The organism is Streptomyces sp. DT224 (assembly GCF_049844595.1).
Taxonomy (GTDB): domain Bacteria; phylum Actinomycetota; class Actinomycetes; order Streptomycetales; family Streptomycetaceae; genus Streptomyces.
This window is the reverse complement of record NZ_JBNCLI010000002.1, coordinates 405,691-421,549: the sequence shown is the minus strand read 5'-3', so window position 1 is coordinate 421,549 and position 15,859 is coordinate 405,691. Positions and strand designations below refer to the sequence as shown.

The 15,859-nt window shown below is 68.8% G+C and carries 13 protein-coding genes; 11 read left to right on the top strand and 2 right to left on the bottom strand.

Features of this window, described 5'->3' with window-relative positions; all coding sequences use genetic code 11:
- Nucleotides 1-16: 16 nt before the first annotated feature.
- Nucleotides 17-913 (bottom strand): helix-turn-helix domain-containing protein, encoded by an 897-nt coding sequence (locus ACLQ2N_RS05485; RefSeq protein WP_425809595.1) that lies wholly within the window; start codon nt 911-913, stop codon nt 17-19.
- A 531-nt stretch (nt 914-1,444) separates the two neighbouring features.
- Between ACLQ2N_RS05485 and ACLQ2N_RS05480 the strand changes: the two genes are divergently transcribed.
- From ACLQ2N_RS05480 to ACLQ2N_RS05440, 9 genes are all read left to right on the top strand, one after another.
- Nucleotides 1,445-2,641 (top strand): glycoside hydrolase 5 family protein, encoded by a 1,197-nt coding sequence (locus ACLQ2N_RS05480; RefSeq protein WP_425809593.1) that lies wholly within the window; start codon nt 1,445-1,447, stop codon nt 2,639-2,641.
- A gap of 176 nt (nt 2,642-2,817) precedes the next feature.
- Nucleotides 2,818-4,158 carry a right-handed parallel beta-helix repeat-containing protein gene (locus tag ACLQ2N_RS05475; protein ID WP_425809591.1) on the top strand — a complete coding sequence of 447 codons (1,341 nt, stop codon included), beginning with the start codon at nt 2,818-2,820 and terminating at the stop codon, nt 4,156-4,158.
- A 260-nt stretch (nt 4,159-4,418) separates the two neighbouring features.
- Nucleotides 4,419-6,605, top strand: a complete 2,187-nt coding sequence (locus tag ACLQ2N_RS05470) for an alpha-galactosidase (protein WP_425809589.1) — start codon at nt 4,419-4,421, stop codon at nt 6,603-6,605.
- Nucleotides 6,606-6,722: 117 nt separating this feature from the next.
- Nucleotides 6,723-7,745 (top strand): ABC transporter permease, encoded by a 1,023-nt coding sequence (locus ACLQ2N_RS05465; RefSeq protein ID WP_425810214.1) that lies wholly within the window; start codon nt 6,723-6,725, stop codon nt 7,743-7,745.
- Nucleotides 7,742-8,650 (top strand): carbohydrate ABC transporter permease, encoded by a 909-nt coding sequence (locus tag ACLQ2N_RS05460; RefSeq protein ID WP_425809587.1) that lies wholly within the window; start codon nt 7,742-7,744, stop codon nt 8,648-8,650. The genes ACLQ2N_RS05465 and ACLQ2N_RS05460 overlap by 4 nt, the downstream gene beginning before the upstream one ends.
- Nucleotides 8,651-8,720: 70 nt before the next feature.
- Nucleotides 8,721-10,367 carry an extracellular solute-binding protein gene (locus ACLQ2N_RS05455; RefSeq protein ID WP_425809585.1) on the top strand — a complete coding sequence of 549 codons (1,647 nt, stop codon included), beginning with the start codon at nt 8,721-8,723 and terminating at the stop codon, nt 10,365-10,367.
- Nucleotides 10,368-10,432: 65 nt separating this feature from the next.
- A complete protein-coding gene (locus ACLQ2N_RS05450) occupies nt 10,433-12,520 on the top strand; it encodes a DUF2264 domain-containing protein (RefSeq protein ID WP_425809583.1) in 2,088 nt (695 codons plus the stop codon).
- Nucleotides 12,517-13,524, top strand: coding sequence for a hydroxyacid dehydrogenase (locus ACLQ2N_RS05445; protein WP_425809581.1), 1,008 nt, complete (start codon nt 12,517-12,519; stop codon nt 13,522-13,524). The genes ACLQ2N_RS05450 and ACLQ2N_RS05445 overlap by 4 nt, the downstream gene beginning before the upstream one ends.
- Before the next feature lie 26 nt (nt 13,525-13,550).
- Nucleotides 13,551-14,744 (top strand): polysaccharide pyruvyl transferase family protein, encoded by a 1,194-nt coding sequence (locus ACLQ2N_RS05440; protein WP_425809579.1) that lies wholly within the window; start codon nt 13,551-13,553, stop codon nt 14,742-14,744.
- 101 nt (nt 14,745-14,845) lie between these two features.
- Here the strand turns inward: ACLQ2N_RS05440 and ACLQ2N_RS05435 are convergent, their stop codons facing one another.
- Nucleotides 14,846-15,160, bottom strand: a complete 315-nt coding sequence (locus ACLQ2N_RS05435; protein WP_425810243.1) for a hypothetical protein — start codon at nt 15,158-15,160, stop codon at nt 14,846-14,848.
- On the opposite strand from ACLQ2N_RS05435, the gene ACLQ2N_RS05430 reads away from it, so the two are divergent.
- Complete coding sequence (locus tag ACLQ2N_RS05430) at nt 15,128-15,313, top strand: phytanoyl-CoA dioxygenase family protein (RefSeq protein ID WP_425810211.1); 186 nt, start codon at nt 15,128-15,130, stop codon at nt 15,311-15,313. The two genes, ACLQ2N_RS05435 and ACLQ2N_RS05430, sit on opposite strands and share 33 nt — an antisense overlap.
- 253 nt (nt 15,314-15,566) lie before the next feature.
- Complete coding sequence (locus ACLQ2N_RS05425; protein ID WP_425809577.1) at nt 15,567-15,848, top strand: helix-turn-helix transcriptional regulator; 282 nt, start codon at nt 15,567-15,569, stop codon at nt 15,846-15,848.
- Nucleotides 15,849-15,859 lie beyond the last annotated feature (11 nt).

The window sequence follows — 15,859 nt, the reverse complement described above, 5'->3', positions numbered from 1 at the left end:
TCCTGGACGGTGGGTGTCAGGCGGTTGCCTTGTCGATCACGGTGAGCGGGTCGTCTCCGGCCACGCTGGCGAACGGCGTACTGCCGTGGTGTGCCTTGCGGTAGCTGCCCGGTGAGGCGTCGCAGGCTTCGGTGAAGTGCGCGTAGAAGCTGCTCTGTGAGCCGAAGCCGACGGCGGTCGAGATCTCGGAAACGGGGCGGTCCGTCGTGATGAGCAGCCTTTGGGCCTCCGCCACCCGGCACTGGTTGACGTAGCCGTTCAGCGTCACTCCCAGGACTTCCTTGAACAGCGCCATGGCGTAGTGGGGGTGCAGGGGGACGCTGGCCGCGATGCGCTCGGCGGTGAGTGGTTCCCGGAAGTGCGCGGCGATGAACTGTGCCATCCGGGCGGTGTGCTCCACCGACCGGTGTCCCCCGGGCTCGTCCGCTTCCCGCGTGCCGGGGAACGCCTGGTGGATGAGCCGGCGCATCCGTGCCTCCATCTCCAGCAGGGCGATGCGGTGCAGCTCGGCGTCGTCGGTGCTCAGGTCGGCCTGCCATCGGCGCAGCAGGTCGGCGTCGCCCTCCTGGCGGCCGGCGCTGCCGGTCCGTACGGACTTGCCGTGCAGCAGGGCTGTCACGCCGGCCGTCGGCACCCTCCAGCCGAGGAAGGTGGTCAGCGGGACGTAGAGCCACCCCATGTGCGTCCCGGGGGTGACGTGGATCAGTTTGTGCGGGATCCCGGCCCAGAACGCCACCAGTTCCCCGGGGGCGAAGGTGAGCCTGCGCCCTCCCACGATGTAGACCAGTTCACTGTCCGTGGCGAGGTTGATCTCGATGTCGTCGTGTCGGTGCGCCCGCTCCATCAAGGCGGGCGTGCCGTGCCAGCAGGCGAGCATCGAGGGGTCGGTCCGGGGGGTGAGTGATTCCAGCATCTGAGGATCCAGGAAGGTCGAAGGAGCCGACAGGAGGAACCTGCAGGCCAGGCGCGGTTTTATGACGTGTGTCAGCAGTGTTCCATCCGGATTAACCCACGTCGACGAGGAGAAGCGATGTCTGTTCTCCCTGTCGAAGTGGCCCCATACCGGCCTCGGTCTTCGCTGTCCGTGGAGCCCGTGGGCTCATGGCGGGCCGGGATGCGTCCGGGGGAGCCGAGGTTACCGGGATCTCGCCCGGTCTGAAGTCGTCCGGACTCTGGTTCTGCCGCACGGTTGCCCCCAGGGCGCCCGCTGTGAGCGAGACCCGTCGAACCGGGCGGCGCGCAGTGTCGGCGCCGGCGCGACACCGCGCCGCAGCGGGCGTGTCGTGTCCGAGCGGCGCGGCGCGTGACGCGGCGGGACGCGAAGTGCCGGGGACCTGCGGCGAGGGGTCATGCCCTGACCGCGGCACGTGGCGGCATATACGGCAAAAAGGCCGACCCGGCTCCGGGGTGAACCGCGCGAGCGGACAGCAGAGAGGCAGGAACGATGGCGTCAGTCCGCGACGAGGCACCGAGGTTCGGCGTGAACTACGTGCCGAGCAGGCACTGGTGGTACTCGTGGCTCGAGTGGGACCCGGTGTCGATCCTGGACGACTTGCGTGCCGTGTCGAGCCTGGGCATGGACCACATACGGGTCCAGCTGCTGTGGCCGGTGTTCCAGCCGGACCCCGCCGTGGTGAACCGCACGGCCCTGGGGCGGCTGGCCGCCCTCATGGACCTCGCCGACCACCCCGACGTACGGCTGGATGTCTCGGTGTCGGTGCTCGACGGCTGGCTCAGCGGGCTCACCTTCCTGCCGGCGTGGCTCAAGGGCCGGTCCATGATCACCGATGAGGACGTGGTCCGCGCCGAACTGCTGCTGTTCGACGCGGTGGCTGAGCACGTGGGCGGGCACCCCCGATTCCTTGGTTTCGACCTCGGCAACGAGCTGTCGGTACCCAACGGCGACGTAACTCCGGACGCGGGGGACACGTGGGCCGAGCGCCTGCTGGGCCACTGCGAGACCATCGCGCCCGGTGGGTTTCACGTCAACGGAGTGGACCATCTGCCCTGGTTCGAAGCGCGTACGTTCTCCCCCGCGGGCGCCGCCACCCAGGGCAGAGCCAGCGTTCTGCACTGCTATCCCTACTGGACGGGCGCCATCGAACGATACGGACCGGACGGCACCGGTGTGCTGCATCTCGGCGAGTACATGGCCGAACTCGCCGAGGCGTACGCCGAGCGGCCGGGGCGGCCGAAGTGGCTCCAGGAGTTCGGAGCCTCGCCGGTGGAACGCCCGGCTGAGTCGATCCCCGCGTGGGCGGAAACCTTCGTCCGTAACACACTGTCGTCCCAAGGCGTCCGTGGCTGCACCTGGTGGGGCAGCCACGACATCGATCGCCGCTACACGGCGTTCGTGGAGTACGAATACGACCTCGGACTCCTGACCGTGGACAACGAGGTCAAGCCGACCGGCGCCCGACTCGCCCACCTGATCGAAGACCTGCGGGCCAACCCTGTGCGAGCCGTCGAGCGCGACGTCGCACTGGTGCTGCCCGACGGACGGGACAAGGGACTCGAAGCCGCTGACCGGTTCTTCTCCCTCATCGACGACGGGATCAGGCCGGCTTTGGTCCTGCCCGAACACGTCCACGACGCCTCGCGCCTGGCCGCGCGCGGCATCCGCGAACTCATCACCTACTGACGGTCCCGCCGTACCGTCACCCCGCCCGCCCGTCCCACGCCACCCCGGAAGCGGGACGCGCGTGGTGCCCGGGTTCGGCGCGAAAGGAGAGCGCACCCCGCATTCGGCGGGAACGGCGCAAGGGCGGCACAGGTACTGCCGCAGTGTGAACCGACCTACCTTCATGGAGGTGCACGATGAGGTACCCGACGAAATCCGTGATCGCCGTCGCCGTTCTGGCGAGCTGGCTCGGCACGGGGGTGGCCCAGGCCGCAGCCGCCGAAAGCAACGCCTTGAACGCGTCCGGCAACTACTACGTCAGCGCTTCGGGATCGGACAGCAATGACGGACGCTCCCCGAAGTCCCCGTTCCGCACCATTCAGCACGCGGCGGATCTGACGAAGCCGGGTGACACCGTGCAGATCATGAACGGCACGTATCGGGACACATCCGCAGAGGGTGTGGTCGTGATCCGGAACTCCGGCACAGCCGATGCCCCTATCACCTTCACCAACTACAAGAACCACAAGCCGAAGCTCGCACCTGTCACGGGATGGAACGGCATCCTGCTCGCCGGTGCCTCGCACATCGTCGTCGAGGGTCTCGAGATCCAGGGAAACGCCGGCAATCTGACGCTGCGGGACGCCACTGCCCAGGCCGATCCCAAGAAGCCGACCTACAACCAGAACTGTCTGCATGCCCGTGAGAACGCGGACAAGGCTCCCTGGTCGCACGTGACACTCCGAAACCTCTACGTGCACGACTGCCCGGGCGGTGGACTGTCCACGACCGGAGGTGACTACCTCACCATCGAGGACAACGTGGTCCACTCGAACGCGTGGTACTCCGTGTACGCCAACAGCGGCATCTCGGTTCTGACTCCCGAGGCGGTGGACGAGTCCCGCGGTGTCAAGATCTCCATCCAGCGCAACGTCGTGCACGACAACGAGTCCAAGGTGAAGTGGGTCGCTTGCGACTGCATTTCCGACGGAAACGGCATCATCGTCGACAGCACCATCCACCCGGGCACCAGCGGTGGTGTGTACGCGGGGCGCACGCTCGTCGCGAACAACCTCTCGTACGACAACGGCGGATCCGGCATCCACGCCTACAAGAGCGCGCACGTCGACATCGTCAACAACACGGCGTACCTCAACTCACGCAGTCCTGCGCTCAGCTACCCGAACGTGGGTGCCTGGGGCAGCAAGGACGTCCGGGTGCTGAACAACATCTCCGTCGCAAGGGAAGGAAAGGAAACCAATTTCACGCACAACAACGAGAACGTGCTCTACGACTACAACATCTATTCGGGCGGTCTGAAACCCCAGACCATGGGCGCCCACGACCAGGTCGCCGACCCGCTCCTCGTGAACCCGAGCACGGATCCCGAGGCGGCCGATTTCCGGATCCAGCGCGGGTCTCCGGCGGCTGATTCGGGCACGCGGTTCGACGCGGTCGAGACGGACTTCGCCGGCAGGAAGCGCCCCCAAGGCACTGCGTACGATCGCGGCGCCTTCGAGCTGCCGGGGCGGCCCTGACGCTACGAGCGCACGCCGCGCTGAACAACAAGACCGGCTGAAACCGCGGCGCGTACGCGTACGCCACTCCTGACCAGGCTCTCCGGTCTCGTCGCACCCTTCCGGTGGGCGGGGCGGCTCCCCGCCCACCGGCCCGGCCCGCCGCGGAACACCGCGGCCGCCACATCACCAACCGCCTCACCCACCCCCATCAGGAAACCGATCCACCGCAACGATGTGCGCCTTGCACGTCGTGTGCCCCCAAGAAAGAGGTTCGCGCCGTGGTCTCCCTCCACCCACCTTCGTCCACTTCGGCGCAGCCGCTGCGATTCCCCCTCCTGTTCCCGGCCCCGGAGGAGTTCCCCGACCGGCGTACGAGGCTGCTTCTCCAGCAGTCGGCCACCGCACTGCCGTCGGTCGTCTGGTGCGGGACGTCCGGAGCCGGGGACGGCGCCTGGAGCGCCGAGAGCGCGGAACGCGCCGCGGGCGCCGAGTCGGCCGTGCCCCTGCTGCCGGAGCACTGGAGAGGCTGGTACGGACGCCCCGGACTGAGCGGCCACCGCCTGGGCGGCACCGGCGACGAGCCGCCCACCGGCCGGGACTGGGCCCCCGCGTTCACCCTGGTCAACGCCCGGGTCGAGGGCGCCGTCCTCACGATGGAGGCGCGCGACCCCGTCGCCGCACTGGCCCTGACCACGACCGTGGAGACGCTGGCGGGCGGCCCGCTGCGGGTACGCCACGCACTCGCCAACACCGGAAGCTCGCCCTATGTCGTGGACCATCTCGACGTCGTCGTCCCGGTGCCGGCTTCGGCACGCGAGGGGCTCGACTTCACCGGCAGGATCCTGCACGAACGCACGCCACAGCGACGCCCGGTCGTCGACGGGCTGTGGCTGCGCGAAAGCCGCCAGGGCAAGACGGGCCACGATTCGGCCACGATGAACATCGTCGGCACCAACGGCTTCGGGTTCGCCTCGGGCGAGGTGTGGGGCGCGCACGTCGGGTGGAGCGGCAACCAGGTCTACCGCACTGAACTGCGCGACGGCGTGCTGACGATCGGCGGCGGGGAGCTCTTGCTGCCGGGCGAGGTAGCCCTCGGCCACGGCGAGACGTACGAGACGCCGTGGGTGTACTTCGCCTCCTCCGACGAGGGCCTGGACGGACTGGCCGCGCAGTTCCACACCTACCTCCGGTCCCGCCCCGCCCACCCCACCTCGCCCCGGCCGGTGAACTTCAACGTCTGGGAGGCAGTCCTCTTCCACCACGACACCGCGGAGCTGATCGAGCTCGCCGAGCTCGCCGCCGAGGTGGGAGCCGAACGGTACGTCCTGGACGACGGGTGGTTCCACGGCCGGCGCGCGGACAACGCGGGCCTGGGCGACTGGTGGGTCGACGAGGCCGCGTTCCCGCAAGGGCTGAAACCGCTCGTCTCCCGCGTCCGCGAACTCGGCATGCGATTCGGGATCTGGATCGAACCCGAGATGATCAGCCAGGACTCCGACCTCTATCGCCGTCACCCCGACTGGATCCTGTCCACGGGGGGCCGGACCCCGCTGCTGCAGCGCAACCAGCTCGTTCTGGACCTCTCGCGGCCCGAGGTCGTCGCGTACCTCCTCGAACACATCGACGCCCTCCTCACCGAGCACGACATCAGCTACGTGAAGTGGGACCACAACCGGGCGGTCCTGGACGGCGGATCAGGCCGGATCGCCGGAGGACCGGCCGTCCACGCGCAGACCCGCGGCTACTACACCCTGCTCGACGAGCTGCGCCGACGGCACCCGCACGTGGAATGGGAGTCCTGCTCGGCCGGAGGCGCCCGCATCGACCTGGAGGTCCTCGACCGCGTCCAACGGGTCTGGACCTCCGACATGACCGACGCCGTGACGCGTCACCCCATCCAGCGATGGACCGGGCAGCTCGTTCCGCCGGAATACCAGGGCGCACACGTCTCCTCGCCCTACTCCATGTACTCCGGCCGGTACATGCCCCTCGCCTTCCGGGCCGCGACGGCCTTCTTCGGGCACTTCGGCATCGAGTGGGACGTCCGCGAGGCCGGCCCCCGGGAACGGGCCGCACTCAGAGGGTGGGTCGAGCTCTACAAGGAGCACCGGACGCTCCTGCACACGGGAAAGGTCGTCAGGGTCGACACCCGTGAGGGCCGGCCGTGGATGCACGGCGTCGTGGCCCCGGACGCCACTGCCGCCCTGATGGCCTGCGTGCAGTTCGAAGACGGACTGAACACCACGCCCGCGCGGATGACCATCCCCGGGTTGCTTCCTGAACGGCAGTACCGCGTTCGTTCGGTCCAGCCTCCGACGGAGGTGGCCCTCTCGCGTGCCGATCGCGTCCCACGCCTGCCGGAGGAGGGAGCAGTGGTCTCGGGAGCCGTACTCGCCCGAGTCGGAGTCACCATGCCGCGGCTGTGCCCCCTGCAGATCGTCCTCCTGCTGGCAGAAGCCGTTTGACCGTGCACGACGGCAGCGCGTAAAGGCAGCGCTCCCCGGCAGGCCGCCCGTCTGCCACGCCGCCGGCTGGTGAAGCTGTGCGACAACCGAGAACCTCATGAACGTCAGGTGACCTTGATGCTCGATCGATTGGAACGACCGCGGAAATTCGCCTCCAGGAAGGCTCCGCCGAAGGCCCCGAAGAACGCCTCGAACAACGCCCGGGAATCTACCGCGCGGATCCGGGTGAACGAATCCAGGTGGCGCCGTCTGCGCCGGGACCGGCTCCTGCTCATCTGCGCCGTGCCAGGAATCGCCGTCCTGCTGCTCTTCCACTACATCCCGCTCCTGGGCAACGTCATCGCCTTCCAGGACTATCAGCCCTTTGTCGGCATCAAGAACAGTGAATGGGTGGGATTTCGCAACTTCGAGGTCATCTTCAATGGGGATCCGCAGTTCATCAACGCGCTGAAGAACACGCTGATCCTGCTGTTCCTCCAGGTCGTTCTCGTCTTCCCGGCTCCCATCGTGCTGGCACTCGCTCTCAACACCCTGACCTCGGAGCGCACCAAGCGGCTCGTGCAGAGCGTGCTGTACCTGCCGCACTTCCTGTCCTGGGTGATCGTGGTGGCGATCTTCCAGCAGTTCCTCGGCGATACGGGCCTGCTCAACAGTGTGCTGCGCGACAATGGCGCTGACTCCATCCACGTCATCGGCAATGTGGACTGGTTCAAGGCGCTCCTCACCAGCCAGGTGATATGGAAGGACACCGGGTGGGCGACCATCCTCTTCCTGGCCGCCCTGGCCCAGATACCGCCGTCCCTGTACGAGGCCGCCAGCGTCGACGGGGCGAACAAGTGGCGTCAGATGTGGCACGTGACGCTGCCGGGGCTGCGCGGAATCATCATCCTGCTTCTCATCCTGAGGCTCGGGGACGCCGTCACGGTCGGCTTCGAGCAGATCGTCCTTCAGCAGGGGCCCGTGGGCCGGGACGTCAGCGAAGTACTCGACACCTACGTCTACAACAACGGCATCGTCGGTGGTGAGTGGGGCGTCAGCGCCGCTGTCGGGCTGGTGAAGGGACTGGTCGGCGTCGTCCTGGTGCTGGGCGCCAACAAAGTGGCCCACCTGTTCGGAGAGCGAGGGATCTACCAGTCATGACCTACACCCCCGTCCATCCCCGCGGTTCGCTTTCCCCCCGGGTCCTGGGCCGGCTCGCCGGTCTCGCCAAGGCGGTGCTGTTCACCGTCGTGTGCGCCGTGGTGATCGTTCCGTTCATCGGGATGATCTCCACCAGCCTGGCATCGCGTGAACAGGTGACCAACGCCGGCGGCTACGTCCTGTGGCCCGACCACCCCACCTTCGACGCGTATGCGGCGATCTTCTCCGGGGGTGTCGTCACCCGCGCCCTCGCCGTCAGCGTCGGTGTCACGGTGACGGGCACACTCCTGAGCCTGATGTGCACGGCGCTGCTCGCCTACAGCCTGAGCAGACCCGGGTCCTTCGCCCACAAACCACTGCTCATGGCGGTGCTGTTCTCCCTGCTCTTCACACCCGGCATCATCCCCAGCTATCTGCTCGTGAAGAACCTCGGAATGATCGACAGCTACTGGTCGATCATTCTCCCCACGGCGATCAACGCCTTCAACGTCATCGTCATGCGCGCCTTCTTCATGGACCTGCCGCAGGAACTGCTGGAAAGTGCACGGATCGACGGTGCGAGCGACCTCACCGTTCTGTGCCGGATCATTCTCCCGCTGTCCCGCGCGGTGCTGGCCGTCATCGGGCTCTTCTACGCGGTTTCCTACTGGAACGCCTTCTTCGCCCCCCTGCTCTACCTGAACGACAGTTCCAAGTGGCCTTTGCAGCTGGTCCTGCGCACATACGTGGTCAACAACACCGAACTGGGTGTCGACCAGCTGAACGCATCCGCAGAGGCGTTGCCGCCCCAGCAGTCCATCCAGATGGCGATTCTGCTGGTCTCGGTGATTCCCATCCTGCTGGTCTACCCCTTCCTCCAGCGCCACTTCACCAAGGGAATGCTGACGGGTGCGGTAAAGGGCTGATCCCGGCGCACCGCAGCAGCTGTACGGCCTTCCGCTCTCTCCGTGCTGTTCGAACGAAACAGAGGATTCCATGAACGACAACCACCATGTGTTCAGCCGCCGCACGGTCCTTCGCGGTACCGCAGCCGCGGTCGCCGCCGTCGGAGTCGGCGGTCCGCTCCTGACGGCGTGCGGCGGGGGCGGTGGCAGCGCGGCCGAGGCCGGGAAGCAGGTGGATCTGCCCCACCACGTCGAGCGAGACCTCGGGATCAAGCCCGATCTGCCCAAGGTGCACGAGGACGGCACCGACGGATACCTCGGCTTCCCCCAGGAGACGGCCAATTCGGTCCGCAAGGCGCCGGGCAAGGGCGGAAAAGTCTCCGGGTTCGTCCAGACCTACGCGCCCGTCCCGCCGGGCGCGGACCGCAACAAGTACTGGCGCGCGCTGAACGGCAAACTCAACGTCGATCTCCGGATGAGCGTCGTCGGGGCCGGCGACTACAAAACCAAGATTGCCACTCTCATCGCCGGCAACGACCTGCCCGACTTCACTCAGATCGTCAATGGTGCGGTACCGGAGCTGGCCCCCTTCCTCGAAGCCAAGTGCCAGGATCTCAGCGAGTTCCTGGCGGGTGACGAGATCAAGAACTATCCCAATCTCGCCAACTTCCCCCAGTCGTGCTGGAAGGTGTCGGCCGTCAACGGAGGGATCTACGGCCTCCCCATACCCCGCCCGCGCGCGGTCATGGCCGTCTTCGGCCGGGACGACCTGCTGGAGAAGCAGGGCATCGACCCCGCGCCGAAAACGTTCGACGAGTTCTTCGCCGCCATGAAGGCGTACACCAACGCCACGAGGAACCGGTACGCGCTGGCCTGCCCGCTCGGCATGTTCCGTTATGTCCAGCAGATGCTCGGCATGCCGAACAACTGGGTGATCGAAAGCGGCAAGTTGTCCAGCGTGAACGAGTTGGAGGGGACGAAGGACGCCTTGGCCGCGCTGGCCAGGGTTCGCAAGGCCGGCCTGTTCCACCCTGACGCCTTCCTGGCCAACGCCCCGCATGTGCAGTGGTTCAACGCTGGCACGGTCGCGTTCATCCAGAACCCGAACAACAGCTGGGTCGACCTGTACGAACAGAACGTCGCCGGGGACTCGTACCGGATCACCGGCCGGCCGGCCTTCTCCTTCGAGAAGGGCGTCACACCGACGCCCTGGATGCAGGACCCCTCCTTCTGGGGCGGCTTCAGCGCCATCAAGAAGGGCAGCAAGGACCGCACCCGAGAACTGCTCGACATCGCGAACTGGCTCGCCGCCCCCATAGGAAGCCAGGAATTCCTCTTCCGCCGCTACGGCCTCGAAGGAGTCCACTACACACGGGACGCCGACGGCGCCCCCGCGCTGAACGACAAGGGGAAGTCCGAAACCGGGATCGGAGTCAAGTTCATCACCGACTCGCCCTTCGTCTTCACCTACCCGGACAATGACGACGTCGTCCGCGGCATGCACACCTTCGAGAAGGTGTTCTTCGAGACGGCGGTGGAGAACCCCGTCTTCGGCTTCTACTCACCCACGCTGACCCGCAAGGGCGCCCAGCTCCAGCAGATCGTCGACGAAGCGTGCGTCGAGATCCTGCAGGGCAGGAAGCCCGTCTCCTCCTGGGACGACACCATGAGGACATGGCGCCAGAGCGGCGGAGACCGCGCGTGCGACGAGCTGCAGAAGGCCATCGAGGCAGCCTGACCCCCGGTCCGCGGAACGGCCTCCGGCCGTCCCGCATCGGACCCCTCACCGGAAAGGAGAACGCGATGGCAGCCACAGCTGTCCCGCTGCCCCCGGAAGACCGCGCGCAGTCCCCGCTGACCGGCTGGACACGCGCCCACTGGGAGCACACCGCGGACCGTCTGCTGTCAGCGGTACGCCCCTACGCCTCCAGCACCCACGCACTGATCGACCTGCCGGGCCCGGCCGGCCGGTCGGGCCGGCACAGCGACGGCCTCGAAGGCTTCGCCCGCACGTTCCTGCTGGCGGTCTTCCGCCTCGCCAGGTCGGGCGACCACGACCCGCTCCAGCTCGCGGAGCGGTACGCCCAGGGCCTGGACGCCGGAACGGACCCCGCCTCGCCCGAGCGCTGGCCCACGCTGCGGGACACTCCGCAGGCCAAGGTGGAAGCCGCCTCCATCGTGCTCGCGCTGCACGAGACCCGCCCCCTCATCTGGGACCGGCTGGGCGACTCCGTGCGGCAGCGGGTGGTCGAGTGGCTGGCACCCGCCGTCGGCCAGGTGCCCAGCCGGAACAACTGGGCGTGGTTCCAAGGAGTGACGAACGCCTTCCTGCGCTCGGTCGGCGGGCCCTGGTCACCCGACGACGTCGACGCCGTCATGGCACTGAACGAGGAGTTCTACGTCGGCGACGGCTGGTACGCCGACGGCACCGACCAGCCGGGCGACCACCGGAGGTTCGACTACTACTCCGGCTGGGCCATGCACTTCTACCCGCTCTGGTTCTGCCGCATCGCCGGCGAGGACGCCTACCGGGACCGGATGGCGCGCTACCGCGAACGGCTCTCCCGCTATCTCCAGGACGCCGTCCACCTCGTGGGCGCCGACGGCGCGCCGGTGTTCCAGGGGCGTTCGCTGACGTACCGCATGGCGGTGGCGGCCCCGTTCTGGACCGGGGCGCTCTTCGACGCAACGCCCCTCGCTCCCGGGCTGACCAGGAGGCTCGCCAGCGGTGTGCTGCGCTACTTCCTCGACGGCGGCTGCGTGGACGAACGCGGGCTGCTGTCCCTCGGATGGCGCGACGCGTTCCCGCGGATCCGGCAGCCGTACTCCGGCCCGGCGTCACCGTACTGGGCGAGCAAGGGCTTCGCCGGCCTGCTGCTCCCCGCCGATCACCCGGTATGGACCGCGGCCGAGCAACCGCTGCCCGTCGAGGAGGCCGACACGGAGTTCCCTCTCACCGGCCCCGGGTGGCTCGTCTCCGGGACCCGCCGGGACGGGATCGTACGGCTGGTCCAGCACGGCGGGGACCACGCCGACCCCAGGTTCCTCGAGTCCGACGACAGCGTGTACGCGCGCCACGCGTACGCGACGGCCGCCGGACCCGCCGTCGGCGGCACCGCGGATTCCCATCCGGTCGACGCCCACGTCGCGCTGATCCGCGCGGACGGCTCACCCTCCCTGAGGCGTCCCTGGCGAAGGCTGCGGCTGGACGGGAGGGTGGGCGTCTCCCGCCACCGGGCCCACTGGCTCGACGGCGAGCTCCCCGACTACTTCGTGCCCGACTCGTCCCGGTTCACTACCGGCCCCGTGGTGACCACCGCATCGGTGCTGCACGGCGGGGCGGAGGTACGGCTGGCACGCGTCGACGCCTGGCAGCCGCAGGACCGTGATGCCGAAGCCGACGGCGGTGGTCAAACGCCGGGTCTCCCCGAGGACCACGGGCCCTGGACGCTCACCATGAGCGGCCTGCCCGTCGCGGACGACGCACCGGTCCGGGCGCGTCTCTCGCCCGCCCGGGTCGACGTGACGACATCGAACGGCCTGGCCAGCACGGTGATCGGCCTGCGGGGGCTCACGGAGACGGCGGCCCTGGAGGCCGACGGCACCAACGCGTTCGGCCGGTACTCGGCCGTCCCCACCGCCACCAGCGGGCAGCCGGTGCGCCACGGCGAGATCTACGCGGCTCTGCTGGTCCTCGCCGGCGACCCCGCGATCGTCTCCTCCGCCGAGGCGGTGACCGTCGACGTGACAAAGGACGCGCACGGGAACACGGTGAGCGTGGACTGGGGCGACGGGCATCGCGACGAAGTCCGGCTGGACCCGCCGGGGAGCCGGACGGCGCGGACCGTCGTCCCGACGCCTCCGGCGCACGGCACTACGGAGACGACATGACCCGACGACCGCGGTGCGGGCTCGCCATGGCCGAGTACCTTCCCGCACGGCTCTTCAGCCCCGCCGACCGGGCGCGTATGGAGGCCCTGAGCGAGGTGGCACCGGTGGTGCTCACGGACTTCGACGGGGCCGAGGCGCGGCGGGTGCTCGGCGATCTCGACGTACTGATCACCGGGTGGGAGGCACCGGTCATCGACGAGGCGGTACTCGATCGCGCGCCGCGCCTGCGGGCCGTCCTGCACGCCGCCGGAACGGTGAAGCACCACGTCCGCCCCGTCTGCTGGGAACGGGGTCTGGCCGTCACCACGGCGGCGGACGCGAACGGCCTGCCGGTGGCCGAGTTCACGCTCGCCTGGATCCTGCTGGCGGGCAAGGGGGTGATGGCCCTCAAGGAGCGCTACGCACGGGAACGCACGGCCATCCCCCTGCACCTCGACCATCCGGACATCGGCAACGCCGGACGGCACGTCGGCATCATCGGCGCCTCGCGGATCGGGCGCCGGGTCATCGAGCTTCTGCGCCCGCACGACGTGCTGATCTCCGTTCACGACCCGTTCCTCGACTCCGCCGAGGCCGCGACCCTGGGGGTCCGCCGCCTTCCCCTGGACGAGCTCCTGGACCAGTGCTCGGTGGTGAGCGTGCACGCGCCGGTGACCGACCGCACACGCGGGATGCTGGACCGCCGCAGGCTCGGCCTGCTGCGCGACGGCACGACGCTCATCAATACCGCCCGCGGTGCGCTGATCGACCAGCGGGCGCTCACCGAGGAGCTGGTCTCGGGCCGCCTGGACGCCGTCCTGGACGTCACGGACCCCGAGGTCCTGCCCCCGGACTCGCCCCTGTACGAACTGCCGAACGTCGTGCTGACACCGCATCTGTCGGGCTCATCGGGCAACGAACTGACCCGGCTGGGCCGCTCGGCGGTGGACGAGCTCGAACGTCTTGTACACGGCCGGCCCTTCCGTTCACCCGTGGCCGCGCCCGACCTCGACCACACCGCCTGACCTTCCACATGAATGAGAGTCTGAACATGGCCCAGGAACCATCCGGCGCCCGCCGCCCGCGCATCCTGCTGCGCTCCGCGTGGCAGACGGTGAACATCGGCGACGTGGCTCACACACCGGGCCTGCTGGCCCTGCTGGAGAAACACCTCCCCGAGGCCGAGGTGCAGGTGTGGCCGAGTGCGGTGGACAACGGGGTGGAAGCCCAGATCGCCGCCCGGTTCCCTCATGTACGCGTGCTGAAGAACACCCCTGAGAGCCTCTCATCGGCCATCGCCCACAACGACTTCCTGCTCCACGGATCGGGGCCGAAGCTCATGGGGGCGCGGGAGCTGGCCCAGTGGGCGCAGGCCGGAAAACCCTACGGCGTCTACGGCATCACGCTTCAGGAGGACGACGAGGAGACGGTCCGCCTCCTGAGCGGCGCCGAGTTCGCGTACTTCCGGGACTCGGTCTCCCTGGGGCGGGCCCGGGCGGCCGGGGTGGGCGCACCCGTGGTGGGCTTCACCCCCGACAGCGCGTTCGCCACCGACCTCGCCGACGACGCCGCCGCGCGGGCCTTCCTGGACGCGAACGGGCTGGCGGACGGCACGTTCCTGTGCTGCCTCAGCCGACTGAGGGTGAGTCCGTACTGGGACATGTACGACCGGCCCATGACCGAGCAGGACCGGCGGGACCACGCGTACAACGAGCGGATGAGGGAGCAGGACCACGCACCGCTGCGCTCCGCGATCGAGTCGGTGGTCCGGAACACCGGACTCAAGGTCCTGCTGTGCCCCGAGGACAGCTCGCAGATGAACATCGCACGGGAGAACATCTACGACCGGTTGCCGGCGGATGTCCGGGACCGGGTCGTGTGGCGGGAGAACTTCTGGACCCTCGGCGAAGCCCTGAGCGTCCATGCCCGGTCCGCGGGGCTCTTCGGCAGCGAGATGCACTCGCCGATCATGGCCGTCGGCCACGGTGTTCCCGCCGTGGTGTGCCGGTGGAAGGAGCAGACGTCGAAAGGGTTCATGTGGCGCGACATCGGGCTCGGGGACTGGTTGTTCGACATGGACGATCCGGAGTCCGTGGCCCGGATCGTGCCCGCCGTCCTGAGCATGGCGGCCGATCCCGCCGCGGCGAGGGCCAAGGCCGAAGCCGCCAGGGAGAAGGTGCACCGGCTGCAGGCGGAGTCGATGCGTGTCCTCGCTGACGCACTCGGCGCGGCGCGGCGGCACTGACCGTCACGCCGCACCGGTGCGCCCTGTCCGCGCCGCGCGAGACGCCGTTGATCCGGGGCGGCCACTTCGACGTCTGCCGGCAGCCACACCGGACTCCCGGTCTACGGGGCGGCGGGCGGCCCCGCACTGCAGTAGGAGCCGGGGGTGTGGACGCTGTGAGCGATGCGCAGCTCCGCCTCCCGGCCGTGCGCCGGCGAGGGTCGCAGATCCGGGGACGGATGCCACGGGAAGGGGTGAATGCGCGGGAAGGCCGCGGAGTGCGCGGCGAGGGCCAGCGGGACCAGCCGCATCCGGGCGTCGATCCACGCGGCTCGGGTCCCCAGGCAGCCGACATCTGTGCCATCGAGCAGGGCGCGGGCTGGGAACCGGACGGGTACGCCGAGGTGGAACTCAAGGCCGGTGATGTCCTGGTGCATGACACCATGCTCGTGCACGGCTCACCCGCGGTCCGGGGAAACCGCCTGAGGCGCACGATCTATCTGGAGTTCCGCCCGGCTCAGCAGATCGTCGAGGAGGGCTCCCGGGACCGCAGTTCGAGAGCCGCCTCCCCGCCCTTGTCGTGTACGTAGTCGACTCGGAAAAGGCGGGAGCGGCCCCCGCGTTCGGCGCGATGCCAGTCCAATGCCCGCGGATGGCCTGCGGGGACGCTGTCCGAGCCGACGATCCACGTCTGCGCGGCGGTACGGCACCGCTCCAGCAGGGGCCGCGGTATCCGGTCGCGCAGAACGAGAAAGCCCTGTTCGTCGAAGAGTTTCTCCGGCGGGTCGACCGGCTCACGCGGCGGCAGTCGCCGAGTACGTCGCGCACCACCTCCGCGAGCCCTTGTCCGTCCAGGCACTGGCGCAGGCGGTCGGCCTCGCCCCGGGTTACGTCATGTCCGTCTTCAAGGCCGTGACCGGCGTCACGATCGGCGCCTACATCCGGCAGTGCCGGACGTCGTTGGCGCACGACCTCCTCCTGACCACGGACCTGTCCGTCGTACAGGTGGCGCACACGGCCGGATTCGGCTCGTCGAGCCGCTTCTACGCCGCCTTTTCGGCCACCTACGGCATGGCCCCGGCAGAGTTCCGCCGACGCCACCGGTCACTGTACGTCGCGGAGTGACAGGACCTGGC

Bases quoted from the DNA above. Each gene is read 5' to 3' on its own strand.
- ACLQ2N_RS05435 (WP_425810243.1), bottom strand. From the start codon at position 15,160: ATGCACCAGGACATCACCGGCCTTGAGTTCCACCTCGGCGTACCCGTC.
- ACLQ2N_RS05445 (WP_425809581.1), top strand. From the start codon at position 12,517: ATGACCCGACGACCGCGGTGCGGGCTCGCCATGGCCGAGTACCTTCCC.
- ACLQ2N_RS05480 (WP_425809593.1), top strand. From the start codon at position 1,445: ATGGCGTCAGTCCGCGACGAGGCACCGAGGTTCGGCGTGAACTACGTG.
- ACLQ2N_RS05440 (WP_425809579.1), top strand. From the start codon at position 13,551: ATGGCCCAGGAACCATCCGGCGCCCGCCGCCCGCGCATCCTGCTGCGC.
- ACLQ2N_RS05475 (WP_425809591.1), top strand. From the start codon at position 2,818: ATGAGGTACCCGACGAAATCCGTGATCGCCGTCGCCGTTCTGGCGAGC.
- ACLQ2N_RS05455 (WP_425809585.1), top strand. From the start codon at position 8,721: ATGAACGACAACCACCATGTGTTCAGCCGCCGCACGGTCCTTCGCGGT.
- ACLQ2N_RS05485 (WP_425809595.1), bottom strand. From the start codon at position 913: ATGCTGGAATCACTCACCCCCCGGACCGACCCCTCGATGCTCGCCTGC.
- ACLQ2N_RS05450 (WP_425809583.1), top strand. From the start codon at position 10,433: ATGGCAGCCACAGCTGTCCCGCTGCCCCCGGAAGACCGCGCGCAGTCC.
- ACLQ2N_RS05460 (WP_425809587.1), top strand. From the start codon at position 7,742: ATGACCTACACCCCCGTCCATCCCCGCGGTTCGCTTTCCCCCCGGGTC.
- ACLQ2N_RS05465 (WP_425810214.1), top strand. From the start codon at position 6,723: ATGCTCGATCGATTGGAACGACCGCGGAAATTCGCCTCCAGGAAGGCT.